The following is a 25,110-nucleotide window of genomic DNA, read 5'->3' on the forward strand; positions in this document are numbered from 1 at the left end:
CATGGAGACCGCCGAAGGCATCGCCTGGGGCGTGGAGGAGGGCATCGGCCGCATCGTGCTGAAGCGGCCGGAGCGCGCCAACGCTATAGGGGTTCGCAGCGGCCACGCGCTGGTGCGGGCCATCGACGAAGTGCTGGCGGGCAAGCCGCGCGTCATCCTGCTGACCGGAGAGGGCCGCGTGTTCTGCGCCGGCGGTGACATCGACGAGTTCGTGGCGGCTGGCGAAGCGCTGCCGGCGCTGGTCGATGAGATCCTGGACCGCTTGCACCCGGCACTGCTGCGACTGTCGAACAACCCTGCGCCGCTGGTCGTCGCGGTGAACGGATCCGTCGGCGGCGCAGGCGTGGGGCTGGCACTGTGCGGCGACTTCGTACTCGCCGCCGAATCGATGAAGCTGCGTACGGGCTATGCGGCCATCGGGCTGTCGCCGGATGCGGGTGCCTCGTACTTCCTCGCGCGCCGCGTGGGGCCGGTGCGCGCGCAGCAGTTGCTGATGCTCAGCGATGCCATCGACAGCCAGCGCTGCCTTGCGTGGGGCGCGGTCGATGCGCTGCACCCGGACGACGAACTCGCGGCCGCTGCCGAAGCGCTGGTGGCTCGGCTCGCGCGTGGTGCGAGCGCATCCTTCGCCGGCATCAAGGAGCTCTGCGCGGGCGCGGCCGGCCGGCCCTTCGAGCAGCACCTGGCGCTGGAACACAGGCTGCTGCGCGAGCGTGCAGGCAGCCCCGACGCCCGGGAGGGCGTGACCGCGTTCGTGGAGAAGCGCGCGCCCAGTTTCAAGGGAAGCTGAACGCCGCGGCCCTCAGCCGTTGCGCTTGAACAGCTTCGCGATGCCCCAAAGCGCCGCGCCGCCGGCCACCACCGCCAGCTTCGCGAACTTGGCGAGGAAGGCCGCGATGACCGCGAACAGGCCCAGCTTCTTCACTGCCGCGCCGGCCACCAGTGCGGCCAGCCCATAGGCGGCGACCTTGTCGGTGGACGAGTTGAAGTCCGCATACTTCTTGCCGTCGTCGTACTGGATCGCGCCGAGGAGCTTGCTCGCGTCGGGCTTGTACTTGTCGAGGTCCTTCGCGTTGGTGATGAGGTTCAGGCTCAGGTAGCCCTCGCGGCCCAGTGCGTAGGTGTTGTAGTTGACGCCCTGGTTGCCGTCGGTGCTGCCCTTGCGCTTCGACAGGGCCGACCACACGAGGCGGTGCGAGGAGGCGTCGTACTGCGGCTTCTGCGCCCAGCCCGTGACCTCGATGGACGGGATGCCGCGCTTGGCGCGCTCCTCGTTCGCGGCCTCGGTGCCTTCCTTCAGGCTCTTGAGCAGGTCGTCGGCGTTCCAGTCCTTGGCGTCGTCGTCCTTGATGTAGCCCTCCTTCACGAACTTCACCACCGCCATCCAGTCGGCGTCGTCGGCGGGGAAGATCGCGCCGATGAAGGTGTCGTCGGTGCGGTTGCCCATGCTGCGCATGAGCTGCGCGGCGGCGGGCGTCGGCACCCACACGTAGCCGGCGGGCAGGTGGAGGTGGGCCTGGTCGCGCAGCGTGATGTCGACAGGGCCGACCTTCTGCACGGCTTTTGCGGCCTTGAAGGCGGCGTCCTGCTCGGCTTCGAGCGAGCTGGCGGTCGAGGCCTGAGTGGAAGGTGTGGACGGGGTGGTGGTCGGCGATGCGGCTTGGCTGGTTTGCGCCACGAAAGCGGCGCACGCGAGCAGCACGCCGGCCGTCAGGCGGGCGGTTTGAATACGCAAGTTCTCTCTCCTCGGTTGTTTTCGGTTTGGTGAGCGGGGCAAGTTTAAAGAGCTCGGCTATCGCGCCGGTTGCCGAACAGGTTGTGCGCATGACCGCCCGAGGCCGGCAGCACGACGGACATCACCGTGCCCCGACCGGGCCGTGACCGCAGCCGAACCCTCGCTTCCTGCAGATCGGCCAGCCGCTGCACCGTGGCCAGCCCGAGTCCCAGGCCGCATTCGTGCGCGGCTGGCCGCTCGGGGGAGTCGATCCTGTAGAACGCCTCGAAGACGCGTGCCTGATGCTGCGCAGGAATGCCGATGCCGGTGTCGCAGACATCGATGCGAATGCCTTCCCGATGCCGCCGCGCACCCACGAGCACGCCACCATGGTGTGTATGGCGCAGTGCGTTGCTCACCAGGTTGTTGAGGATCCGCGTGAGCATGACGCCGTCGCAGCGCGCCCACGCGCTGGTGGGGCGCACCAGCAGCCGCACCCCTCGAGACTCGGCGACGGCGCAGAAGTGATGCCGCAACTCGTCGAACAGCGGGTCCAGCGGCAGGTCGGCGCATGGGGGCCGTGTGCCGCCAGCGTCGATCTGCGCCAGGTCCAGCATCCCGGTCAGCAGCCGGTCGAGAAAGTCGACGGACTGGCGGATCTGGCCGATGCGCAGGTGCAGTTGGCTGGCGTCGAGATCGGCACTCGACAGCGCCTCCGAAAACAGCATCAGGGCTTGCAGTGGTTGCCGCAGGTCATGAAGCGCAGCGGCGAAGAGGCAGGCTTTCGCCTGGCTGGAGTCCTCGAGCAACTGGTTCCGTCGCACGAGTTCGGCCAGGGCCTGCTCGACGGAAGGTTGCAGCGCCGATGGAGGTGAGCGCACCGAAGGCGGACTGCCGTCGAAGGCGCTGCTTCCGCGGCTGCCTCGCACGGCCTCCCGCACCTGCACGGGCACGGGAAGGCCGAGAAACCGGAGCATGTGCTGAAGCGGGTTCATGCGGACGTCTCGCGGTGCAGCTAGAGCAGGCCCCTGCGGCGCGCGGCGATCAATGCGACGGTGGCGCAACACACGAGGTTGATGGCCGAGATCGCGACGAAGAGACCGTCGCGCACGACCCAGGCGCCGTACATCACGCCGGTGAGGTTCGCCAGCACCCAGGAGCTCCAGGTCACGAGCGAGATGGCGCGCGCGCCGTCCGTGCAGCGCCAGACGGCGGCGATCTGCGGCAGGTAGGTGAAGGCGCGCGCGGAGTTGGTCGCCAGGTAGAGCCAGCTCACGATGGACATCAGCGTGGCCGAAGGCTGCAGATCGCCGAGGAAGTTCATGCGACCCGCTCCCCGGCGTGTTGCGTCAGGCCGTTTCCGCCATGGAGCGGCAGCCGGTCACAGCACCCGGACATCCAGAGGATCAGCGCCGCAAGCGTGGCCACCGCGATCGCCAGCAGCCAGCGGCCGACTTTCGACAGCGTTTCCTCGGCGGGCGTGAATTGCGGGGCCATGGGCTTCTTCTCCTCTGGAATGTGATGCTCGGGCATGGGCACCAATGTAGGAGTCGCAGTGCGGCCCTGGAATACCGCCTTCGGGCCTGGCCATCGCGTGTTCGCGGGATGGCCGCGCTTCGCGTGGAGGTGTCGTCGGCTCAGGCGGCCGAGGAGGCGAGAGGTGCGCTCAGCACGACACAGGTTCCATGCGCGTCCCGGCGCAGTTCGAAGGTGCCGCCGAGCCGCTGTGCCCGCGCGTGCATGTTGACGACGCCGCGCCCTTGCCCGCCCGGACCGGTGCCGGCGCCAAGACCGTCGTCCTGGATCTCCAGCCGCAACAGCCCGCCCGCCTGCTGCAGGCGAAGCTTCACCTGCCGCGCTTGGGCATGCTTCACGACGTTGGTCAGCGCCTCCTGTGCGATGCGCAGTATCTGCAGCGTCGTGTGGGGCGGCACGCCCGCAGCGTCCTCGGGCATGTCGATGGTCCACGAGGTTCGTACGCCCGCCGCTTCGAGTTCGCCCTGCCAGCGGAACAGGAAGTCGCCCAGGGCGGTGCGCAGGTCGTGGTCTTCCGGCGCGAGTGCGTCCAGCGCCAGCCGCATGTCGGCAATGCAGGCACGCAGCGACTCCTCGATCTGCGTGCGATCCATGTCGCCTCGCTCCACGCGCGACAGCGAAGTGAAGAGCTTCGAGCCGAGACCATCGTGGATCTCGCGCATGATGAGTTGCCGCTCCTCGGCGGCGGCGTTCTGCCGCTCCAGCGCTGCCAGGCGGAGGTAGTTCTCGGAAAGGGTGCGCTCGCGGTCGGCCACGCGCGACTCCAGCGATGCGTTGAGCTGCTCCAGCGAGGCAAGCGCCCTGGTGAAGCGCAACGACAACAGCGCGCCCATCGTCAGCAGCAGAAGATTGGCGGCGTGGTGCAGCATGAAGAGGCGATGCCCCGACCAGCCCGGCAGCAGGCGCTCGACGAGCGCCGTATCCCACGCGATCAGGTAGTCGTGCACACCCGCGAGCGTTGCCAGCGTGAGCACGATCGGCATCACCGCCGAAGCCCATGTGCGCTGGCGCCATACGGCCCAGAACGAGACGGCGATGATCCCGCTGCCGATGGGTATCAGGCCGCCGCTCCACACGCGGTTGACGAGCGGCTCGCCCGCCGGGCCGGCGAGCAGCAGCCATGCCGGGCCGATCAGCCAGTACGCCGCCAGCGCGTATTCGAGGCCCCGATGCCGCAGGCCGGCGAAGCGCATGGCGAAGAGCGCCATGACGACCACGAAGCCGCCGGTGGCGGCCAGGTAGACGAGCCGCCAGAGATGCCAGCGCTCCACCGGCACCGCCTCGATCACGAAGGTCAGCGTACGGATGCCCCAGAACACGGTCGCGAGCCCGAACAACCCATAGAGAACTTCGCGCGGGCGCCTCCACCAGATGAACAGGACGAATGCGGAGACGATCAGGCACGCCAGCACGGTCAGTTGCGGTGTGGTCCGCACCCAGAACTCGCGGCGGTCGTTCGCTTCGTTCAGTGCGACTAGGGGGCCGATGTCCACGCGCGGGAAGCGCAGGCTGTGTTCGCCCTGCGCCGGTACCGCACGCACCATCAGTTCGTTGGCGCCGTCGCGCAGCATGTTGTCGGGCAAGGGCAGCAGATGCGGGCGCTCCCACCGCACGCGCAGCTGGGGCGTCGATTCCGGCACGCTGGCCACCTGCTGGCCGTTGAGCCAGACCTGTCCGCCGCCGTACAGGTACGGCAGATAGACGGCCCAGGGCCGGGGCGATGCGCTCTCGCGCCGGAAGTCGATGCGGAACCAGGCGGGGCCCTGCGGGACCGCACCGGGGTGCGGCGCGACGCTGGGCAGTTCCACGCTTTGCCACGGGGCATCGGGCGCGGGCGGAGTGAGCTGGGAGGCGTTCAGTCGCAATGCGTGCTGCGGCGACGCGACGGATTCATCCGCCTGCCCGATGCTCCTTGTGGAGGCGGCAGCGGTGCCGCCGACGATGACCAGCGCGATCAGCGCCAGCAGCAGGCGCTGCAGTCCCGACCATGTCACAGCAGTCCCATCTGGCTGGCCTCGTAGACAGCCTCCCCCCGCGAGTGCACCGCCAGCTTGCGATAGATCTTCTTGACGTGCGCCACCACGGTGTGGGGCGAGATCTGCAGGAGCTGTCCGATGGCGTCGAAGCTGAGGCCCTTGGCCGTGAGGCGCAGCAATTCCGTCTCGCGCGGCGTCAGCACCGCATCCCGCGGGCTTTCGTTGCGCGGAGGGCTCGCGGGCGTGCGCATCCGTGCCAGGATGCGGCGCGCGATGCCCGGGCTGATGGGGGAACCGCCTGCGTGCAGCTCATGGATGCTGGTGGCGATGCGGTCCGCGCCCGCGTCCTTGAGCAGGTAGCCGGTCGCACCGGCTTCCAGCGCGGCGATCACATGCTGGTCGTCGCCGAACATGGTCACCACGAGCACGTCGCATGCGGGGTGGTGAATGGCGATGTGGCGGATCAGCTCGGTGCCATCCATGTCCGGCAGGCCGAGGTCGAGCAGCAGTACGTCCGGAGGCTGGGCCGCCAGCAGCGCCATCGCCGCGGCACCGGTCGATACCGATGCCGTCAGTGAAAGTCCTGGGTCGGCCAGCACGGCGGTGGAGAACCGGCGCATGAATTCCGGCTCGTCCTCGACTATCAGCACGCGGATTTTCATTCCCACTCCAGGCTGTTCGGGCGCAGTGTATGACTCCATTCTTTGCCGTCATTTGCCGTCGATCCATAGCGCTTATGCGGTATCGCCATCCGGCGGCGCCCCGGTTATTTTCGGAAGAAGAGCCCAAAGGAGCCGTATGTACCGAGTTGACGATGTCCTGGAGCGTGCGCATTCGGCCTGTGGGCAGGGCACTGTCTACTGGCTCGGCGAGGGTGGGCGGTCCGCAGCCGCGGCATCGCCGACGAGCCCGTTGCCGGTCGGCCAGTTGTGGCCGACGCTTCCCGTGGCGCAGCAACACGCCCTGGAGCCATTGGCTCAGGCGGCGGGACTCGACGTGCACGATCCGGCGCTGGTGGTGCCCGCCTGCGACTGCTCGGGCTTCGTGTGCTGGGCGCTCGGCTTCGGCAGAAAGAGCGATCCGGCGCCTTACACGGATGCCGCCGGATGGATCTACACCGACAGCATCTGGGCCGATGCCATGGGCGCCGGCGTGCGCTTCGAACGGCGAGCCCGGGCCACTCCGGGCGCTCTCGTCGTCTACCCGAAGGCGGGGAGCGGCGAGAACTACGGCCACGTGGGCCTTGTGATGGAAGCCGATGCCGATGGCCGCGCCCGGCTGGTGGCGCACTGCTCGGCGGTCAATTTCAAGGTGGCGCCGTTCGACGCCATAAAGATCACCTCGCCGGAGATCTTCGAGCGGCAGCCGCGCAGCATCTATGCGTGGTGCCGCACGATCGTGGTCTGACTCGCTGTCCGCCCGGCGTGCTGCGGGAGTTCAATCAACTCAGGTGTCGCTCCATTTGCGAAGCAGGTTGTGATACGTCCCGGTCAGCGTGCGGCGGGCCGACTCGTCGGCGCCGCTCTGGTTGAGGCGCTGGATGGCGTTGTCCATGTCGAAGAGCAGCGCACGGTCGCCCGCGTCGCGCACGAGGCTCTGCACCCAGAAGAAGCACGCGAGGCGCACGCCGCGGGTGATGGGCGTTACCTGGTGCAGGCTGGTGGCGGGGTAGAGCACCATGTCGCCGGCCGCGAGCTTCACGGTCTGCATGCCGTGCGTGTCTTCCATCTGCAGCTCGCCGCCGTCGTAGCTGTCGGCCTCCGACAGGAAGATCGTGGCCGAGAGATCGGTGCGCAGCTTGCGGCCGGTGCGCGGGTCGATGCGCACGCCGCCGTCCACGTACAGGCCGAAGCGCATGCCCTCGCCGTAGCGGTTGAACATCGGCGGATACAGCAGGTTGGGCAGCGCGGCGCTGATGAAGGTGGGGTGCCGCTCCAGCGCGCTCGCCACGATGGACTGGCATTCGAACGCGACCTGCGAGCCTTCGTCGATCTGCTGGTTGAACTTGACCGGCGCGCCCTGGTGGCCCGCGGTGACGCGGCCGTCGACCCATGCGTCGCCCGCGGCTTCGAGGCGCGAGCGGACCGCCGCGAGCGCCTCGCGGTCGAGGATGCCGGGAATGCAGACCAGCATGGCGTGTCTTTCTTTCCGATGCGCTTCGAGGCGCTTGCGAGGCCCCGTCAGAGCCGGTAGGTGAACGACAGCGTGGCGGCTCGGCCCGAGCCCGGCACCGCGCGGCCGCCGTCCGAGGGGATCAGCGCGTCGTAGTAGTGCCGGTTGGCCAGGTTGAACAGGTTCAGCCGGATGTCGTACTTCGGCTGATGGTAAGCCAGCATCGCGTCCAGCCGCACGTAGCCGCCGACCTGCACCAGGTCCGTGTTGTTGGCGAATCGCTTCGCGCTGTAGGTGGTGCCGCCGCCGATCTCCCACTCGGGCGTGATCGCGTACGTGGCCCACAGGCTGGCCGCATCCTTCGGTGTGTTGGCGGGCACCTTGCCGAGCGTGCCCGGTGCGATGCCGTCGACGATGGTCGCGTCCAGGTGCGTGTAGGCACCGAAGAGCTGCAGCTTGTCGGTGACGCGGCCCGCGACGCCTGCGCGCGCGCCGTTCACGCGCACGGTGCCGGTCGCGCTGTAGGTGCCGTCGCTGTTCTGCGAGCGCGCGTTGGTCTGCGTGATCTGGAAGGCCGCGGCGGTCAGCGACAGATTGCCGTCGTTGAAGTCCCACTTGCCGCCGAGCTCGTAGGCCTTGTTCTTCTGCGGCGGCAGCGGCTGCGTGGCGCCGGTGGTGGCCACGAGCTGCTCGAGCGAGGGGTTGAACGAGGTGCTGTACGACACGTAGTACGACTGCTCGGGGGTGGGCTGCCAGATCGCGCCGGCGCGCACGCTGGTGAAGTCGACGGTCTGGCTCTCTGTGGCGAGCGTGGTCGCGGTCGGGATGGTGTTGTAGATGCGTGCGCTGTAGTGGTCCTGCCGCACGCCGGCCACCAGCTTCCACTGCGGGGTCAGCTCGATGGTGTCGTTCACGTAGCCGGCCACGGTGGTCGCGTGTGCGGTGGCCAGGTTGCCGGGCAGCGAAGGCGCCGTGGCTGGCGTGTCGCCCTGGTAGGGCGCGAGCAGCGGCGAGCAGGTCGCGTAGCCGCTGGTGCCGCCGGCCGGGTTCAGCGCCACGCCCGCGCAGCTGCCGTTGCGGTAGTAGGCCTGGTTGGCGTAGGTGTCGTGGCCCAGTTCCAGGCCCGCGAGCAGCGTGTGCTTGATGGAGCCGGTGGCGAACTTCGTGTTGAGCTCGGTCAGGTTGAACAGAGACTTGTCGCGGATCCTGCGGTCATGGCTCTGCTGGCGCACCCACAGCGTGTCGAGCGGCAGCGTCGAGAACGCGGCCGCCGGCACGGCCGTGGTGCCAGTGGAAAAGGGCGTGAACACGCCCTTGGCCGACAGCGTGCCGATGCTCTGCGGCGCCGTCTCGCGCGCATCGGTGGTCACGTCGTTGTATTGCGTCTGGTTGCGGATCGAGGTATCGGGCGTGAGCTTGTGCTGCACCACCGCGCTGAAGGCCTGGATGTCGGAGATGGTGCGGTCGTCCTTGAAGCCGTAGGCCGTGTCGCGGTCGACCTTCACCGGATGGCCGTTCAGCGGCGGCAGGCCGTAGTCGGGCTGGTCGCGGTTGTGCTGCACCAGCGCCGAGAGCGTGACCTGCGTGGGCGCGTTGATGCCGAACTTCAGCGAGGCGTCGAGGCCGAAGTCCTTCAGCTTCGTCTGCTCCCGTGTGCTGGCGTCGCCCTGCTGGCCCATGGCCGCGATGCGGAAGGCCGAGGTGTCGGACATCGGACGGTTGACGTCGATGGTCGAGCGCACGAGGCCGGTGGTGCTCGCCGACACCGAGACCTCGCCAGAGGGCGTGAGTGAAGGCTTCTTGGTGACCTGGTTGATCACGCCGCCGGTGGAGCCGCGCCCGAACAGCATCGACGACGGGCCCATCAGCACCTCGACCGACTCAAGCGCGAAGGTGTCGCGGTAGTACTGGGCGCGATCGCGTGCGCCGTCGAGGTAGATGTCGGTGCGCGCCGAGAAGCCGTTGAGGTTGATGTTGGTGCCGATCTGCCCGCCTTCGGCGCCGCCGATCGTGAGGCCCGGCACATTGCGCAGCGCGCTCGCCAGCGAGGTCGCGCCCTGCGACTGCATCACCGCCTGGTTGATCACGGTGATGGACTGCGGCGCATCGCGCAGGTCGGCCGGCAGACGGTTCAGCGAAGACGCGTTGGCGCCGAAGCTGTCCTTGTCCTGGGCGCCCTGGACCTGCACTTCACGCAGCGTGCCGGGGACCGAGGTGCCGGGAGCGGGGGAGGACTGGGTGGCCTGTTCCTGTCGTGGCGGCTGCTGTTGCTGCTGCTGGGCGAAGGCGGCGGGAAGGGGAGAGGCGCACAGGCCGATCAGGGCGAGTGCGACCGGCGTGCGGCGACGCGAGGGAAGTGAGGTGCTGGTCATCGTCGAATCTCGGAGGGTGCGGACAAAAGCACCACCGGCCGGGATTCTGGCTGCGAATGACTCTCGTTTGTGGCTTGCTTGCCCCTGGTGTCTGGCTGAGGAGACAGCTCGCCTTCTTTACCGTGGAGGTCAGGTGGAAGACAGGTTTCCTGCTGTCGGCTTCAGGCCCGCCGTCTTCCGGGCGATCGACCCGGTTTCACTTCCAGGGCGTAGGCGCCGGCACCTCGCACACCGGCTCCACGTCGATGCTCTTGAAGTCCGCGGGCGAGACGATCTCCAGGTACTCCATGTCGGGCGAGTAGTCGAACAGGAAGTGGCGGATGCCCGGGCGCTGGTGCACCACGTCGCCGGCCTCGACCAGGGTTTCCTTGTCCTCGTACATGAAGCGGGCCCAGCCCTTGACCATGATCACGATCTGGAAGTCCGCCTCATGGCGGTGCCAGCCGGTGCCCGTTTCCGGTGCCATGTTGGCCTTGACCAGATGCGCGATCACCTTGCCGTTGGTGGCCTCCGCCACGCCCAGGTCGCGATAGAGGAAGAAGTCACGCAGACCACCCGACACGAATTCGGTGTCACCGGGCTTCACGTGGGAGAACTGGGTGGCGGTACGGTCCAGCATGGGGCGCTCCTTCGCAGGTGGTGGGTGTTGCAGTGCAGCACGCATAAAGCGTTCCCGCGCAGGGCCGTGGACGAGCGGCTCAGCGGCTGGCGAAACCATCGGTCGCGCGCAGCAGCCGGTCGAGGATGCCGGGCTCCGAATAGGCGTGCCCCGCGCCTTCGATCAGATGGAACTCCGCCTCGGGCCACGCCTTGTGCAGCGCCCAGGCGTAGCGCGCAGGGCAGGGCATGTCGTAGCGGCCGTGCACGATCACGCCGGGGATGCCGTGCAGCCGATGCGCGTCGCGCAGCAGTTGGCCTTCCTCCAGCCAGGCGTCGTGCACGAAGTAGTGGTTCTCCAGCCGTGCGAAGGCCAGTGCGAAATGATCTTCGGCGTGGGACTGGGCAAGCCCGGGGCTCGGCAGCAGGGTGATGGTCTCGGCCTCCCACACGCTCCAGGCGCGTGCCGCCTCGATCCGCACGACCGGGTCGTCACCGGTGAGCCGCTTGCGGTAGGCGGCGATCATGTCGCCGCGCTCGGCCTCGGGAATGGGCGCCTGGAACTTCTCCCACTTGTCGGGGAACATCTCCGACACGCCGAACTGGTAGTACCACTGCAGCTCCGCACGGGTCACGGTGTAGATGCCGCGCAGCACCAGTTCGCTCACGCGCTCGGGGTGCTTCTGGGCGTAGGCGAGGGCGAGCGTGGAGCCCCACGAGCCGCCGAACACCAGCCACTTGTCGACGCCGGCGCGCTCGCGCAGGCGCTCGATGTCGGCGACCAGGTGCCAGGTCGTGTTGGCTTCCAGGCCTGCATGCGGCAGCGAGCGGCCGCAGCCGCGCTGGTCGAACAGGGTCAGGTCGTAGCGCGCGGGATCGAACAGCCGGCGGTGCTCCGGCGAGATGCCGCCGCCGGGCCCGCCGTGCAGGAACACGGCCGGCTTGGCACCGGGCGTGCCGCAGCGCTCGTAGTAGATCTGGTGGCCGTCGCCCACGTCGAGCATGCCGCTTTCGTAGGGCTCGATCGGAGGATATGGCTGGCGCAGTTCGGTCATCGGATGCTTCCTCTGTCTGTTCGTGATTGGGCGATGGGCAACATGGTCGCATGGCTCGAAGCATGACTTGACGGCCTCCCGGACCTTTTTGATACTCAACCGCATGGTTCAGTCAACAGCCCGACCCGACGCCGAAGCGCTCGACGCAGTCTTCGCTGCGCTTTCCGATTCCACCCGGCGCGCCGTGCTCGAAGCCCTTGGCGAACGCACCCTCAGCGTGACCGAGCTGGCCGAGCCGCACGACATGTCCCTCACGGGGTTCATGAAGCACCTGCGCGTGCTGGAAGACGCCGGCCTCATCTCCCGCACGAAGGAGGGCCGCATCGTGCGCTGCGAACTCTCGCCCCGGCCCATGCAGGAGGCCGCAGTGTGGCTGTCGCGGTACGAGAAGTTCTGGAACGGGCGCCTCGATGCGCTCTCGCGCTTTCTCTATCACCAGGAGGAGACCGAATGGAGAAACCTTCCGCCGGCGACGCCGGACGCCCCTCGCTCACCCTCCGACGGCACTACCGCGTCTCGCCCGACAAGCTCTGGCGCGCGTGGACCGACCCGCAGGCGCTGAAGCTCTGGTTCGGGCCCGGGGAGATCGTTTCGGTGCCGATCGCCGAGGTCGACCTGCGCGTGGGCGGCCGCTTTCGCGTGGCGATGCTGGCCGACGACGGCGAGACGCACGACGTGAGCGGCACTTACCTCGAGGTCGTGCCCGAGCGCAAGCTGGTCTTCAGCTGGGCCTGGCACAGCACGCCGGAGCGCGAGTCGCGCGTCACGTTGCGCATCGAGCCCGATGCCGATGGCTGCGAGCTGGTGCTGATCCACGAGCAGTTCTTCGACCAAGCCGCACGCGATGCGCATGAGCACGGCTGGAGCGGCGCGCTCGTCAAGCTGCAGGGCTGGCTGAGCCCGGCGGCTGGCTGAAGCGGACCCGGGTGCCGCCGCATTGCCGCAGCGCCTTCCAAACCCCATACTGGGGTTCCCTCGACGCGATCACCGGAGCCTTCCCATGAGCAACGAACTGCGCAAGAAGCTGCATGACCTGGCCGAACTCTGCGACAGCACGGCCGACCCGCAGACCAAGGCCATCATCGAGGCGATCCGGCTCCAGACGGCGGTGCTGAACGAGCGGCTCTTCGCCATCGAGCTTCAGGTGTCGGCCCTGTCCAAGCGCCTGGAGAGCACGACCGACTGAGAGGGGAGCGCTTTGGCGGGATAATCCCGGCCATGAGCGGCAATACCTTCGGCAATCTTTTCGCGGTCACCAATTTCGGCGAGTCGCATGGCCCGGCCATCGGCTGCGTCATCGATGGCTGCCCCCCGGGCATGGAACTCAGCGAGGCGGACATCCAGGGCGACCTGGACCGTCGCCGCCCCGGTACCAGCCGCCACGTGACGCAGCGCAACGAGCCCGACACGGTACAGATCCTCTCCGGCGTGTACGAAGGCAAGACCACCGGCACACCCATCGCCCTGCTGATCCAGAACACCGACCAGCGCAGCAAGGACTACGGCCAGATCGCCCAGCAGTTCCGACCGGGCCACGCCGACTTCACCTACTTCAAGAAATACGGCATTCGCGACCCCCGCGGCGGCGGGCGCTCCTCGGCGCGGCTGACGGCGCCCATGGTCGCCGCCGGCGCGGTCGCCAAGAAGTGGCTGGCCGAGAAGTACGGCATGGTCTTTCGCGGCTGCATGACGCAGATCGGCGAGATCGCCATTCCCTTCGAGAGCTGGGACCACGTGCCGAACAACCCCTTCTTCGCCCCCATCGCCGACGTGAGCGCGCTCGAAGACTACATGGACCGCCTGCGCAAGGCGGGCGACTCGTGCGGCGCGCGCCTTCGCGTCACCGCCACGAACGTGCCCGTGGGGCTGGGCGAGCCGCTCTTCGACAAGCTCGACGCCGAGATCGCCTACGCGATGATGGGCATCAATGCGGTGAAGGCGGTGGAGATCGGTGCCGGCTTCGACAGCGTCACCCAGCGCGGCACCACGCACGGCGACTCGATCACGCCCACCGGCTTCGTCACCAACAACGCGGGCGGCATCCTTGGCGGCATCAGCTCCGGGCAAGACCTGGAGGTGAGCATCGCGATCAAGCCCACCAGCTCGATCATCAGCCCGCGCCAGTCCATCGACATCCACAACAACCCCGTCGAGGTCGTCACCAAGGGCCGCCACGATCCTTGCGTGGGCATCCGTGCGACGCCCATCGCCGAAGCCATGCTGGCGCTGGTGGTGATCGAGCACGTGCTGCGCAATCGCGCGCAGTGCGGAGACGTGCCGCAGGCCACCCCGGGCACGGGCAGCAAGACAGAAGCCGCGTCGCCGCAGGCGTCCTTCCTCTAGTGTCCACCCCGCCACCAGTGGCCGCTGCCAAACGCGGCCACCTGCTGGCATTCGCTGGCCTGTCGGCCAGCTATTTCGCGCACATCGGTTTCTTCAACCCCTACCTGCCGCTGTGGCTGAAGGACCTGGGGCTGCCGATCTTCACCATCAGCCTGCTGGCCTCGGTGCAGTCGATCACGCGCGTGTTCGCGCCCTATGCCTGGGGCGCGCTCAGCGACCACACGGGGCAGCGCGTGAAGCTGCTGCGCTTCAGCGCGGCGGTGGCGCTGGCCAGCTCGTTCGGGCTGTGGTGGAACGGCGGTGCCTGGTGGCTCGCGCTGGTGCTGCTCGTGATGTTCACCCACACCAGCTCGATGATGTCGCTCACCGAAGCAGCGATGGCGCAGCTCGTGGCCGGCGACTGGGGCCGCTACGGGCGCATCCGGCTGTGCGGTTCGGCCGGCTTCCTGCTCACGGTGTTCGTGGCGGGCGAGTGGTTCGACCGCTTCGGCATGAAGCACTTTCCGGCATGGGCGGCGGGCACACTTGCCATCGTGCTGATCGCGACCATGAAGCTGCCCGACGTGCGCGAGCCTCCTGCGGCGCACGGCACCGTGCGGGAGCCCATCGGGCCGGTGCTGCGCAGTCGGGCGGTGCAGTGGTTCTTCGCGTCGCTCTTCTTCCAGGTGATGTCGCACTTCTCGGTGTATGCGTTCTTCTCGCTCTACCTCGACTCGATCGGCTACGGCAAGAGCACCATCGGGCTGCTGTGGGCGCTCTCTGTGGTCGCGGAGATCGTGTGGTTCTTCCTGCAGGGCAGGCTCATCGGCCTGATGCCGATGCCGCGCTGGATGCTGGTGTGCGGTATCGCAGCCGTGGCGCGGCTGGGGCTGACCGCCGGCCTGGGCGGATGGATCGCCGCGCTCATCGTGGCGCAGTGGCTTCATGCGCTGAGTTTCGCGGCACACCACACGACTTGCATCGCCATGGTGTCGCGTCGCTTTCCAGGTCACCTGCGCGGGCGAGGGCAGGCGCTGTTCACGGTCATCGGCTACGGATTCGGCGGCGTGCTCGGTGTTCTGCTTGGAGGCGCGGTCGCGCAGGCCGTTGGATACCGCACGATGTTCGCGGCTGCGGCCCTGCTGGCCGTGCTCGGCAGCGTGTGCGCATGGCGGGTGATGAAGCTGGATGGGATGGAGCGGGCGAGCAGGGCCTGATGGCTTCTTCTGCGATATCGGTGAAGTTCGCGCCGTGGCTGCAGCGCCGACCCCGGCGCAGCCGCTCACGGCACGCAGGCCCTCCTGCCGGCTTGCCTATTTCTTCTTGCTTGTTCTTCCCGCCTTCGCCACCTTGGGTGTCTTCGCAGCTCCCTTGCCGTTCTCCTTCTCGAAGATCTCGAAATACTCCGAAGCCAGCTTGCGCAGCGACCTCCCGATGTTCGCGTAGTCGTATTCGTTGAGGTTCGCCAGCGACACCCGCCCCGACGCGTGCTTGCCGCCGAAGCCGCGCCCCGGCAGCAGCACGATGCTGGTCTCCTCGGCGATGCGGAAGAGGGCTTCGTTCGGCTGCAGCTTTGTCACGATCCATTTGCCGAACTGTTCGCCATGCATCTGCGTGGCGATCTCCTGGAGGTCGAGCAGGTGGTAGTAGCTCACCGAATTGGGGTCCAGCTCCAGCGGGAGGCCGAGTTCCCGGTACAGCGCTTCCTTGCGGCGCAGGACGATGCGCTTCATCGACTTCTTGTAGGCCTCGGGTTCGTCCATCAGGCAGAACAGCGAGAACATCACCATCTGCGCCTGCACCGGCGTCGAGAGGCCTGCCGTGTGGTTCAGCGCCACGGTGCGGCTGTCGGCCACCAGCCGATCTATGAACTTCAGCTTGCGCGGCTCGGTGGTGATCGAGCTGTAGCGCGCATCGAGTTCCTTCAGCTGCGCCTCGGGCAACTGCGCGATCTTGCGGTCGATGATGTTGTCCTCGTGCGTGGCCACCACGCCCATGCGCCAGCCGGTCGCGCCGAAATACTTGGAGAACGAATACACCAGGATCGTGTTGTGCGGGCAGATCGCGAAGAGCGAGCGGAAGTCGTCGGCGAAGGTGCCGTACACGTCGTCGGTGAGGATGATGAGGTCGGGCCGCTGCTTCACGATGTCGGCGATGTAGCCCAGCACCTCGTCGCTGATCTTCACCGATGGCGGGTTGCTCGGGTTGCAAAGGAAGAAGGCCTTGACCTTCGGATCGAGCAGCTTCTGCAGCTCCTTCTTCGTGAACTGCCAGCCGTTTTCCGAAGGCGCGTCGATCAGCGCCTCGATCAGCTGGTAGTCGTTCAGGTGCGGGATCTCGATGTACGGCGTGAAGATCGGCATGCCCAGCGCGATGGTGTCGCCGGCGCGCAGCAGCAGGTTCTCGCGCAGGCTGTTGAACAGGTAGGTCATGGCGGCCGTGCCGCCTTCCACCGCGTACATGTCGAAGGTGCCCACGAAGGGGTGCGTACCGATCATCTCCTGGTGGATGTACTTGCCCACGATGATCTCGCTCAGGCGCAGCATGCGGTCGGGCACCGGGTAGTTGCAGCCGAGGATGGCTTCGCACATCTCGTAGATGAAGTCGCCGGCCGACAGGCCCAACTGGTCGCGCACGTACGACACGGCTGCCTCGATGAAGCGCACACCGGGTTCGCCCTCGTGCGCCTTGGTGAAGATCTCGAAGCGTGCCTCGATGCCCTCGCGCTGCGGGAAGCCGCCCACGCCCTCCATGTAGATGTAGGAGCGCTCGCTCTCGGTCATCGCGAAGAGGCCGAACTGGAAGAAGCCATGGCGCGGCGTGGTCGCCAGGAAGTTCGGATTGCCGCGGCCCGCATTCAGCATCAGCCGGTCGCTCTGCCGGGCCACCTGGATGAGCGCGTCCTTCAGTTCGAAGGGGCTCAGGCCGCCGAGTTTTTTCACGTCGCTGAAATCCATTGGATGCTCCTGTCTGAAGGGATGTATGGAAGGGAAACGGAGGAAGACGCGCCGTGCTCAAACGAGCGCGACGATCAGCGGCCCGAGCAGCGTGAGGAACACGTTCGCCAGCGCATAGGTGATGGCGAAGGGCACGGTGGGAATGGAGTTCTCGGCCTTGTCGAGCACCTCGCCGAAGGCCGGGTTGGCGCTGCGCGAGCCGCTCAGTGCGCCCGCGAAGATGGCCGTGTTGCCATAGCGCAGCACGTAGCGGCCGAACAGCATGGTCAGCAGCATCGGCACGATGGTCACGACCACCCCCACGCCGAAGATGGTCAGGCCCAGCTGCCTGATGGTCTGCACCGCCTGCAATCCCGAAGACAGGCCCACCACGACGACGAAGCCCGCGAGGCCCAGGTCCTTCAACAGTTGCACGGCGCTGGGAGGCAGGGCGCCGAAGGTCTGCCGCTTCGCGCGGTACCAGCCGAAGAGCAGGCCCGACAGCAGCGCGCCGCCGCCGGCGCCCAGCGTGAGCGGGATGCTGCCGATCTTCACGCTCAGCAGGCCGACCAGCAGCCCCACGACGAGGCCCGCGCCGAGATAGACGAAGTCCGTCTTCGCACTCGGCACGATCACGTCGCCGACGATGGCCGCCACGCGCTTCACGTCCTGCTCGGCGCCGAAGATCGACACCAGGTCGCCGCTCTGCACCACGGTGTCGGGCTTCATCGGCAGGACCTTGCCCATGCGGCTGATCTGCACCACGAAGATGCCGTGGCGCACGCCCCCTGCGGTGGCCTTGCGGATCTCGTCGACTGTCTTGCGGTCGAACTCCTTGTTGGTCAGCACGATCTCGCGCCTCTGCATGGTGAGCTCCATGCCGTCGACCGCGTAGACCTCCTTGCCCAGCAGCGGCGCACTGGCCACCACCGCGTCGCGCCGCCCGACGGCCAGCACGATATCGCCCTGGCGGAGCACGAGCTCGGGGCTCACCTCGACGAACTTGCCGTCGCGCTTCACCCGCTCGATGGTGATGGTGGTGGCCGGGTTGGCGTTCTCTATGTCGGCGATGGTGCGCTTGGGGTCGGCCACGAGCTCGTAGATGCGGCCGACCAGCGAAGGCGCGGCCTCCTGCTGCTCCGGACCCAGCACCTTGACGCCGGCCTGCTGCGCGGTCTCGGCCGCGATGGCGTCGTCGCGGATGGTGCGGCCCATGAACTTCGGCAGGATGTTCACGCACACGATGATCGCGCCGAAGGAGCCGAACACGTAAGTCACCGCATAGCCGATGGCGACGTTGGCCTGCAGACGCGCGGTCTCGGCGGCATCGAGCCCGAGCTTGGCGATGGCGTCGCCGGCGGTGCCGATGATGGCCGACTGGGTGAGCCCGCCTGCGGCTACTCCCGCAGCCAGGCCCTTGTCCAGCTCGCAGAGCCTGGCCATGACCACCACGGTGGCCAGGCCGGTGGCAGCCATCACCGCGGCCAGGATGATCTCCTTGACCGACTGCCTTCCCAGCGAGCTGAAGAACTGCGGCCCGCTCTCGAAGCCCACCGCGTAGATGAAGAGGGCGAACAGCACGGCCTTCACGCCGGCGTCCACCTGCACGCCGACCTGGCTCACCAGGACCGCCACCAGCAGCGAGCCGGCCACGCCGCCGAGCTGGAACTTGCCGAACTTGATCTTGCCGATCCAGTAGCCGACCGCCAGCGAGAGAAAGAGCGCCATCTCCGGCGACTTCTTGAAGAGTTCGTGCAGCCATTCCATGGGTCAGGTTCCTTTCGGTGTCTCGACTTCGTCCAGGGTCATTTCGCCGCGTGCGCCACCAGCCCGGCCAGGGCCACGATGAGCGGGCCCATCAGCGGCAGCACCACGTTGGAAATCGCATAGGTGATCGTGTAGCCCAGCAGCGGCGTTGCGTTGCCCGCGGCGTTCTGCACCGCGCTGAGTGCCGGTGTGCTGCATTGCTGGCCGGCGATGGCGCCGAGCAGCACGGGCGCTTCGAGCCTGAGCAGTTTGTGTCCGACGAACAGCGAGATGGTGGCGGGCACCAATGCGATGGCCACGCCGACCAGCGGCAGCGCGATGCCGAACTTCTTCACCAGCGCCAGCGCCTGCGGTCCGGAGGCGAGGCCAACGCACGCGATGAAGGTGGCCAGGCCCAGGTCCTTCATCAGCGCAAGCGCCTCGGGCGGCACGCTCAGCCGGTGCGGATTCTTCGCCTGGTACCAGCCGAAGAGCAGGCCCGTGACCAGCGCTCCGCCGCCCGTGCCCAGCGAGAACGGAATGCCGCCTAGCCTGACGCTGAAGCCGCCGATGAACACGCCCAGCAGGATGCCCATGGCCGCGTAGCTGATGTTGCTGTGCGTGGATTCGACGACGCGGTCGCCGATCAGCGGCAGCGCCCGGGTCACGTCGAGCACCGGACCGTAGAGCTTGAGCACGTCGCCGCGGCGCAGCTTCACGTCTTGCAGCAGCGGCATGGCGTTGCCGTCCCGCTTCAGGCCGACGATCTGCACTCCGGGCGGAAGCGGGGCATGTTGCAGTTCGTGCAGTTCGCGGTGGAACCATTCGTGCCGGTTGATCACGACTTCGGTGGTCTCCACCACGGCATCGAAGGCGGTGGTGTTGGCGAATTCGCGGCCCAGCAGCTCGGCCACGTTCACGAGCACGCTGCGCCGTCCGATGGCGAGCACCTGGTCGAAGGGCTGCAGCCGCAGCGTGGGCTCGACGGTCAGGCTCTGTCCGCGCCGCACCACGCGCTCAATGCTGGCGCGCCCTGCGAAGATCGAACTCAGCTCTCCGACCGTTCGGCCCCGGCCCACGGTGACCAGGAACACGCGGCCGATCATTTCGGGCGTGGCGCTGGCGGCGTCGGGGTCGGAGTCGCCGCCGCCCATCGTCTTCCAGAGGCGGTCGGCCTCGGCGCGCAGGTCCACGCGCAGCAGCAGCGGAAAGACCTGGCTCGTGACCACCACGATCGCGATCAGCCCGAAGACGTAGGTGATGGAATAGGCGGTGACCACGTTGGCCTGCAGCTGCCGGATGTCTGCGAGCGATAGCGCCAGCCTGGAGATGGCGTCGGTCGCCGTGCCGACCACGGCCGACTCGGTGGCCGCGCCCGCCATCAGCCCTGCGGCGGTGCCCTGGTCGAGCGAGAGGAAGAAGGTGGCGCCGAGCACCAGCACGAGCACCGTCACGACTTCGACGAGGCACAGGAGCCCGATCCGCAGCCCTTTGGCGTCGAGATTGGCAAAGAACTGCGGCCCGCCCGCATAGCCGAGCGCGAAGATGAAAAGCATGAAGAACACGTTCTTCACGCTGTCGTCGACATGAATGCCGAGCTGACCGATGACGAGGGCGGCAATCAATGTGCCGCAGATGCCGCCAAGCTGAATGGGACCGAAGCGGATCTGGCCTACCGCATGGCCAATGGCGAGTACGAGGAATAGCGCGATTTCAGGCTGGTTTCTGAGTATTTCCACCAGACCGCCGACCACGATCAGATCCTTTGCGCGGAATGTGCCGGCAGACGGGGCACGCCCTCAATTGCCCGTTGGTTGATTCGGGTGCCGTAATTCATTCGAATCTCAGCGGCGTGACTTTGAAAATGGCAGCCACGGATCGCAACTTTATGCCGATTTGGAGAATCGTCTATTTCTCGCATTGGTTCTTACGATAAACCAACACTTAGAATAATTGTGAAAATATGCGTCAGGGAGGCGGATATGCCGCTCAATTTGAAAACGATATTCGTACCTATTGAATTTCAATTAATCGGTTTGTGTTATCTGCAAGCCGAAGCGCCGCAATGAGCCGGCGCGTCAGCATCGAGACGCCCGCCGGCGAGGCGCTGCAGTTCCGCCAGCTGGTAGGCCGTGAAGCGCTGAGCCAGCTGTACGCCTTCGACATCGAGCTGCTGGGCAACAGCAATGCCATCGATCCGAAGAGTCTGCTCGGCAAGAGCTGCAACGTGGTGGTGGAAACCGAAGGCGGCGTGCGCTACCTGGGTGGCATCGCCACCCGATTCGGCCTGCAGCAGGAGGATTCGCGCCATTCCTTCTACCGCCTGCGCCTTCGTCCCTGGCTGTGGCTGGCCACGCGGCGCACCGACTTCCGCATCTTCCAGGGCAAGAGCGTGCCCGAGATCGTCATGGAAGTGCTCGGGCGCTACGGCCATCCCGTCGAGCAGAAGCTGAGCCGCGGCGACTACCGGCGCTGGGACTACTGCGTGCAGTACCACGAGAGCGACTTCGACTTCATCTCGCGCCTGTGCGAGCTCGAAGGCATCTACTACCACTTCCGGCACGAGGCCAGCCAGCAGGTGCTCGTGTTCGCCGACGACATCGCCAACTCCCACAGCCCGCTGCCCGGCGGCGAGGAGGTTCGCTATCACCCGCTGGAGAAATCCGGCATGGGTCAGCGCGAGCGCATCTATGCATGGGAGATCGCCGAGGAGGTGCGCTCGGGCCATCACTACAACGACGACTACGACTTCGAGAAGCCCAAGGCCGAGCTCTCGCACCTGCGGCAGATGCCTCCGGGGCACGACCACGATGCCTACGAGAACTACGAATGGCCCGGCGGCTTCGTGCAGCACGGCGACGGCGAGACCTACGCGCGCATCCGCAACGAAGAACAGCTGAGCCAGCGCAGCCGCGCCACCGGCCGCGCCAATTTGCGCGAGCTGGCCACCGGCCACACCCTTCGGCTGACCGGCCATCCCAAGGCCGACCAGAACCAGCAGTACCTGCTCGTGGGCGTGAGCTACCACCTGCAGGAGAACCTGCAGGCCAGCGAAGGCGCGGAAGGCACCGAAGGCTCCGTGCAGCGTTTCGCCTTCGAGGCCCAGTCCACCAGCTATGCGTGGCGGGCGCCGCGCACCACGCCCAAGCCGCGCACGCGGGGCCCGCAGACGGCGATGGTCGTGGGACCTTCGGGCGAGGAGATCTGGACCGACCAGTACGGCCGCATCAAGGTGCAGTTCCACTGGGACCGCCTGGGCCAGGACAACGAGAACTCCAGCTGCTGGCTGCGCGTGTCGACCGCGTGGGCCGGCGCCACCTTCGGCATGACCAGCGTGCCGCGCGTCGGCATGGAGGTGATCGTCGACTTCCTCAACGGCGACCCCGACTATCCGATCGTGGTCGGCTGCGTGCACAACGCAGACACCATGCCGTCGTGGGAACTGCCCGGGCAGAACCACCTGTCGGGCATTCGCAGCCGCGAACTCGGCGGCGGGCGCGGCAACCACCTCGTGCTGGACGACACCCAGGGCAAGATCCAGGCGCAGCTGCGCAGCGACCACCAGTCCAGCCAGCTGAGCGTGGGGCACATCGGTCGCATCGAGGACACCGCAGGGCGCAAGGAGCCGCGCGGACAGGGCTTTGAGCTGCGCACCGACGGGCATGGCGTGTTGCGCTCGGGCAAGGGTCTGCTGGTGACCACCGAGGCCCGGCCGAATGCCCAGGCACATGCCACCGACATGGGCGAGACCGTGGGCCGCCTCACGCAGGCCCGCGATATGCACGAAGGCCTGAGCGGGTTGGCGCAGGGCGCGCAGGCTCATGAAACGGGCGACCAGGACGAGGTCACCGCGAGCATCAAGGAGCAGAACGACGCCATCAAGGGCCAGGGCGGCAACCGCGATCAGGGCGAGTTCCCCGAGTTCCAGGAGTCGCACCTGACGCTGGCCAGCGCCAAGGGCCTGCAGACCGTGGCGCAGGGCTCGACGCATGTGGTGAGCAACGAGCACACCGCGCTCACCAGCGGCGGCCACACGAGCGTGAGCGCGGGCAAGAGCATGCTGGTGAGCGTGCAGAGCGCGATCCGCATGTTCGCCGCCAAGGCCGGCATGCGGCTCGTGGCGGCGGGCGCGGACATCGACATCAAGGCGCTGAAGGACAGCGTCAACGTACTGGCCAAGCTCAACATCACGCAGACAGCCAACAAGATCACCATCCAGGCGAAGGAAGAGGTGGTGATCAACGGCGGCTCCAGCTACAGCCGCTGGAGTTCGGGCGGCATCGAGCACGGCACTGCCGGCACCTGGCGCGAGCACGCTGCGGTCCACAGCCTCGTGGGGCCGGCCAACGACGGCAAGCCCGCGCTGCCCAATCCGCAGCCGGTGCCCAAGGGGCAGCTCGACCTCTATCACCAGTACATCAAGCCTACCGGCGAAAAGCGCCAGGGCGTGGCACAGGGCGATTTCAACGTGGTCGATTCGGAAGGCGGCACGCATTCGGGCACCTTCGACCGCAACGGCTTCGCGACGGTATCGGGCCTGCCCATCGGCACCGCCAAGGTCACCTTCGGCAAGGACCCGCGCGACCCATGGGACGAGGGCAGCTACTACGGCACGCCCGAAGACTGGAAGGCGAAGAGCGCGACCGGCGCGGGTGCGGGCGGAGCGGGTGGCGGGGTGTCCGGTATCTCCGGCCTCATGGGCAACGCAGCCGGACTGACCGGTTCGGCAGGCGGTGCAGCAGGCGCTCTTGCGGGTGTGGCCGGCATGGGCAGCAAGGCGGCGAGCGCGCTGAACCAGGTCACCCAGGCGGCCGGTGTTGCGCAGCAGGCCGTGGGCGCTGCGCAGGCGATCCAGCAGGGTGGCGCCAAGGCGCTGCTCGGCCAGGCAAGCCAGGCGGCGACCGGCATGGCGATCCAGGCGGCCGGCGCCAAGCTCGGCCCGATGGGCGTGCCGATCACCGGCGTGATGAGCGGCATCGCTTCCGGCGGGATGAAGCAGCCAGGCATCGCCACCGCGGCTGCGAACCCCGTCGCCACAGGCCGGACGCCGGGCTTCGCGGGCTGACCCTCTCAGCGTCCCCAGTGGCCCTGTGGGCCACCCAACCTGAAACGAGAGTTCGAGAGAAAAAGAAAAAATGGCAGAACAGGAGGCGGCCTCGAAGCCGCAGGCAACCGAGCGCGAACCGCAGACGGCGGTGGCGCCGCTGAACACGATCGTGAAGGAGGACGTCGCCGCTGCGAGCAAGGCGGTAGATGACTGGCTGCGCTCGTTCAGCGGCGGCTACGTGACGCTGGAGCGCCTGACGATGGTGCTGGGCAGTATTCCGATCGTCGGGAACATCATGGCGCTGGTGGATGTGTTCCTGGACATCATCAACATCGTCGAGAAGAAGGCCAAGGACGGCGTCGACGCGTTCCTGAACTGGGTGAGCCTGGGCATCAACCTGATCGGGCTGATCCCGATACCGCTGGGCATGACAGCAGCGCGCATGAGCCTACGGCCCACGCTGCACCTGGTACGGCAACAACTGACGACCGCAGCCTCCAACCTCGGTGAAGCGATCATCACCACGCTGGTGGGCCACCTGAACGCCACCATCATGGGCGAGCTGGACAAGTTCATCGATGGCGCGATCGCCAAGCTCGATGGCATCCTCAAGAGCTGTGCTGATCTTGCGGACAAGATCATCGACAACCTGGTGGACATCCTGCGGCGGGTTCTGGGGCAGAAGGATCTGTTCACGGTGGGCACTCCTGCAGTGGCAGAGACCAAGGTGCACGACCCGAAGACGCAGAGCACGTGGAGCCGGATGTGGGGTGCTGCGGTGCGCTACTCGAAGCAGTCGGCGAACTATGTGGCGAAGGCTGCGGCGAGCCAGCTGCCCGATGGGGTTGCGAGCAGGGTCAATGGCGTGATCACGCAGATGCTGGACTTCAAGCGGCTGTTGCGGGCGCAACTGTCGAGGCTGGCGGACAAGGAGGCCCAGGCCAGCATCATGTGGCTGCTGCACAAGCTGCGGGATGCGCTGCTGAAGAAGAAGGGCAGGAGGGCCGCGATCGTGCCGCCGCAGGCAGGGGCGGTTGCCCAGAAGGACAAGCCCGGTGACCAGTTGGGGCACATCAGCAAGCAGGCGCCTGCGAACGGGCGAGGGTGCAGCATCAAGAACGGTCCGGCACCGGTGCGCAAGGGCGGCTCCATCAGTCTCTCTCTTGGGGATGAAAGCTTCACCCACACCGACTTCGTTCTGTCAGCGCCGCTGCCGATCGAATGGGCGCGCACCTACGCCAGCGACCTCGACGCCTTCGACCGCGGCAGCCTCGGCGCCCGCTGGATCACCCCGTACAGCATGCGCGTGGACGTGACCACGCCACCGCGAGGCGCACGCCAGGGCCAGCCCAGCCTCGTCCACCACGCCGCCGACGGCCGCAGCCACGCCTACCCGGTGCTGGCCGTGGGCCAGAGCTATTTCGACGCGATCGAGGAAGTCCGCGTCTCGCGCCTGAGCGAGAGGCTGCTGGCGCTGGACTTCGGCAAGCCGCTGCCCGAAGGCGAGCAGAGCGAGTGGCGCGAGATCTACGAGTACGTCGACAGCAGGCAGCCTCACTTCAGGCTCGTCGCGCAGCAGGCCAAGGACGGCATGGCCATCGGCCTGCGCTACGACCATGTGATCGCGGCAACGGGCGAGCGCGTGCTCAGCGACATCATCAGCAAGCACGGCGAGGCCGTCATGGCCCACGTGGGCA

22 protein-coding genes are annotated in these 25,110 nt (G+C 67.3%); 9 read left to right on the plus strand and 13 right to left on the minus strand.

All coding sequences use genetic code 11. The features are described from left to right. The first annotated feature begins 1 nt into the window (after position 1). Positions 2 to 790 (plus strand): enoyl-CoA hydratase-related protein, encoded by a 789-nt coding sequence (locus tag ACTJLF_RS33165; RefSeq protein WP_440884759.1) that lies wholly within the window; start codon positions 2 to 4, stop codon positions 788 to 790. Between the two features lie 12 nt (positions 791 to 802). On the opposite strand, the gene ACTJLF_RS33170 is transcribed toward ACTJLF_RS33165, so the two are convergent. The 6 genes from ACTJLF_RS33170 to ACTJLF_RS33195 all read right to left on the minus strand — a co-directional run bounded on the left by ACTJLF_RS33170 (position 803) and on the right by ACTJLF_RS33195 (position 5,888). Then, a complete protein-coding gene (locus ACTJLF_RS33170; RefSeq protein WP_026346872.1) occupies positions 803 to 1,735 on the minus strand; it encodes a DUF2167 domain-containing protein in 933 nt (310 codons plus the stop codon). Between the two features lie 44 nt (positions 1,736 to 1,779). After that, positions 1,780 to 2,709 (minus strand): sensor histidine kinase, encoded by a 930-nt coding sequence (locus tag ACTJLF_RS33175; RefSeq protein ID WP_440884760.1) that lies wholly within the window; start codon positions 2,707 to 2,709, stop codon positions 1,780 to 1,782. 20 nt (positions 2,710 to 2,729) lie between these two features. Then, positions 2,730 to 3,038, minus strand: coding sequence for a hypothetical protein (locus ACTJLF_RS33180; protein WP_019658643.1), 309 nt, complete (start codon positions 3,036 to 3,038; stop codon positions 2,730 to 2,732). After that, positions 3,035 to 3,211, minus strand: a complete 177-nt coding sequence (locus ACTJLF_RS33185) for a hypothetical protein (protein WP_164713422.1) — start codon at positions 3,209 to 3,211, stop codon at positions 3,035 to 3,037. The genes ACTJLF_RS33180 and ACTJLF_RS33185 overlap by 4 nt, the downstream gene beginning before the upstream one ends. A 140-nt stretch (positions 3,212 to 3,351) precedes the next feature. After that, entirely contained in the window at positions 3,352 to 5,244 is a 1,893-nt protein-coding gene (locus ACTJLF_RS33190; protein ID WP_440884761.1) for an ATP-binding protein, read from the minus strand. Further along, positions 5,241 to 5,888, minus strand: coding sequence for a response regulator (locus ACTJLF_RS33195; protein ID WP_440884762.1), 648 nt, complete (start codon positions 5,886 to 5,888; stop codon positions 5,241 to 5,243). The genes ACTJLF_RS33190 and ACTJLF_RS33195 overlap by 4 nt, the downstream gene beginning before the upstream one ends. Before the next feature lie 136 nt (positions 5,889 to 6,024). Between ACTJLF_RS33195 and ACTJLF_RS33200 the strand changes: the two genes are divergently transcribed. Further along, complete coding sequence (locus tag ACTJLF_RS33200) at positions 6,025 to 6,633, plus strand: CHAP domain-containing protein (RefSeq protein ID WP_354426494.1); 609 nt, start codon at positions 6,025 to 6,027, stop codon at positions 6,631 to 6,633. A gap of 39 nt (positions 6,634 to 6,672) precedes the next feature. Here ACTJLF_RS33200 and ACTJLF_RS33205 read toward each other — a convergent pair whose 3' ends face one another. The 4 genes from ACTJLF_RS33205 to pip all read right to left on the minus strand — a co-directional run bounded on the left by ACTJLF_RS33205 (position 6,673) and on the right by pip (position 11,362). Then, positions 6,673 to 7,359: a Fe2+-dependent dioxygenase gene (locus ACTJLF_RS33205; RefSeq protein ID WP_440884763.1), complete on the minus strand. Its 687-nt coding sequence runs from the start codon at positions 7,357 to 7,359 to the stop codon at positions 6,673 to 6,675. Positions 7,360 to 7,406: 47 nt separating this feature from the next. Continuing rightward, a complete protein-coding gene (locus ACTJLF_RS33210; protein WP_440884764.1) occupies positions 7,407 to 9,710 on the minus strand; it encodes a TonB-dependent receptor in 2,304 nt (767 codons plus the stop codon). Positions 9,711 to 9,906: 196 nt separating this feature from the next. Next, the gene (locus tag ACTJLF_RS33215) at positions 9,907 to 10,329 is read right to left on the minus strand and encodes a cupin domain-containing protein (protein ID WP_019658636.1); all 423 of its coding nucleotides are present in this window, start codon (positions 10,327 to 10,329) and stop codon (positions 9,907 to 9,909) included. Positions 10,330 to 10,408: 79 nt separating this feature from the next. Continuing rightward, entirely contained in the window at positions 10,409 to 11,362 is a 954-nt protein-coding gene (pip, locus tag ACTJLF_RS33220; protein ID WP_019658635.1) for a prolyl aminopeptidase, read from the minus strand. Positions 11,363 to 11,465: 103 nt separating this feature from the next. Between pip and ACTJLF_RS33225 the strand changes: the two genes are divergently transcribed. The 5 genes from ACTJLF_RS33225 to ACTJLF_RS33245 all read left to right on the plus strand — a co-directional run bounded on the left by ACTJLF_RS33225 (position 11,466) and on the right by ACTJLF_RS33245 (position 14,901). Beyond that, entirely contained in the window at positions 11,466 to 11,924 is a 459-nt protein-coding gene (locus tag ACTJLF_RS33225) for an ArsR/SmtB family transcription factor (protein ID WP_019658634.1), read from the plus strand. Next, on the plus strand, positions 11,813 to 12,277 hold the full coding sequence (locus ACTJLF_RS33230) for an SRPBCC family protein (RefSeq protein ID WP_354324023.1): 465 nt from the start codon (positions 11,813 to 11,815) through the stop codon (positions 12,275 to 12,277). Before ACTJLF_RS33225 ends, ACTJLF_RS33230 begins: the two co-directional genes overlap by 112 nt. Before the next feature lie 85 nt (positions 12,278 to 12,362). Further along, positions 12,363 to 12,548, plus strand: a complete 186-nt coding sequence (locus tag ACTJLF_RS33235) for a hypothetical protein (protein ID WP_019658632.1) — start codon at positions 12,363 to 12,365, stop codon at positions 12,546 to 12,548. Between the two features lie 32 nt (positions 12,549 to 12,580). After that, positions 12,581 to 13,705 carry a chorismate synthase gene (gene aroC, locus ACTJLF_RS33240; RefSeq protein ID WP_132798465.1) on the plus strand — a complete coding sequence of 375 codons (1,125 nt, stop codon included), beginning with the start codon at positions 12,581 to 12,583 and terminating at the stop codon, positions 13,703 to 13,705. A gap of 17 nt (positions 13,706 to 13,722) precedes the next feature. Continuing rightward, a complete protein-coding gene (locus tag ACTJLF_RS33245) occupies positions 13,723 to 14,901 on the plus strand; it encodes an MFS transporter (protein WP_019658630.1) in 1,179 nt (392 codons plus the stop codon). 96 nt (positions 14,902 to 14,997) lie between these two features. On the opposite strand, the gene ACTJLF_RS33250 is transcribed toward ACTJLF_RS33245, so the two are convergent. From ACTJLF_RS33250 to aspT (ACTJLF_RS33260), 3 genes are read right to left on the minus strand one after another with little or no spacing between them, the layout of a single operon-like run. After that, complete coding sequence (locus tag ACTJLF_RS33250; RefSeq protein ID WP_440884765.1) at positions 14,998 to 16,641, minus strand: bifunctional aspartate transaminase/aspartate 4-decarboxylase; 1,644 nt, start codon at positions 16,639 to 16,641, stop codon at positions 14,998 to 15,000. 57 nt (positions 16,642 to 16,698) lie between these two features. Continuing rightward, the gene (gene aspT, locus ACTJLF_RS33255) at positions 16,699 to 18,387 is read right to left on the minus strand and encodes an aspartate-alanine antiporter (protein WP_126182311.1); all 1,689 of its coding nucleotides are present in this window, start codon (positions 18,385 to 18,387) and stop codon (positions 16,699 to 16,701) included. Between the two features lie 38 nt (positions 18,388 to 18,425). Further along, the gene (aspT, locus tag ACTJLF_RS33260; RefSeq protein ID WP_440884766.1) at positions 18,426 to 20,120 is read right to left on the minus strand and encodes an aspartate-alanine antiporter; all 1,695 of its coding nucleotides are present in this window, start codon (positions 20,118 to 20,120) and stop codon (positions 18,426 to 18,428) included. A 311-nt stretch (positions 20,121 to 20,431) separates the two neighbouring features. Between aspT (ACTJLF_RS33260) and ACTJLF_RS33265 the strand changes: the two genes are divergently transcribed. Next, on the plus strand, positions 20,432 to 23,431 hold the full coding sequence (locus ACTJLF_RS33265) for a type VI secretion system Vgr family protein (protein ID WP_440884767.1): 3,000 nt from the start codon (positions 20,432 to 20,434) through the stop codon (positions 23,429 to 23,431). A gap of 70 nt (positions 23,432 to 23,501) precedes the next feature. Further along, positions 23,502 to 25,110 (plus strand): DUF6531 domain-containing protein (locus ACTJLF_RS33270; RefSeq protein WP_440884768.1); only part of this gene is annotated, 1,609 nt, incomplete at its 3' end.

The sequence above is a fragment of the Variovorax sp. 22077 genome (genome assembly GCF_052044195.1).
GTDB lineage: Bacteria > Pseudomonadota > Gammaproteobacteria > Burkholderiales > Burkholderiaceae_C > Variovorax > Variovorax atrisoli.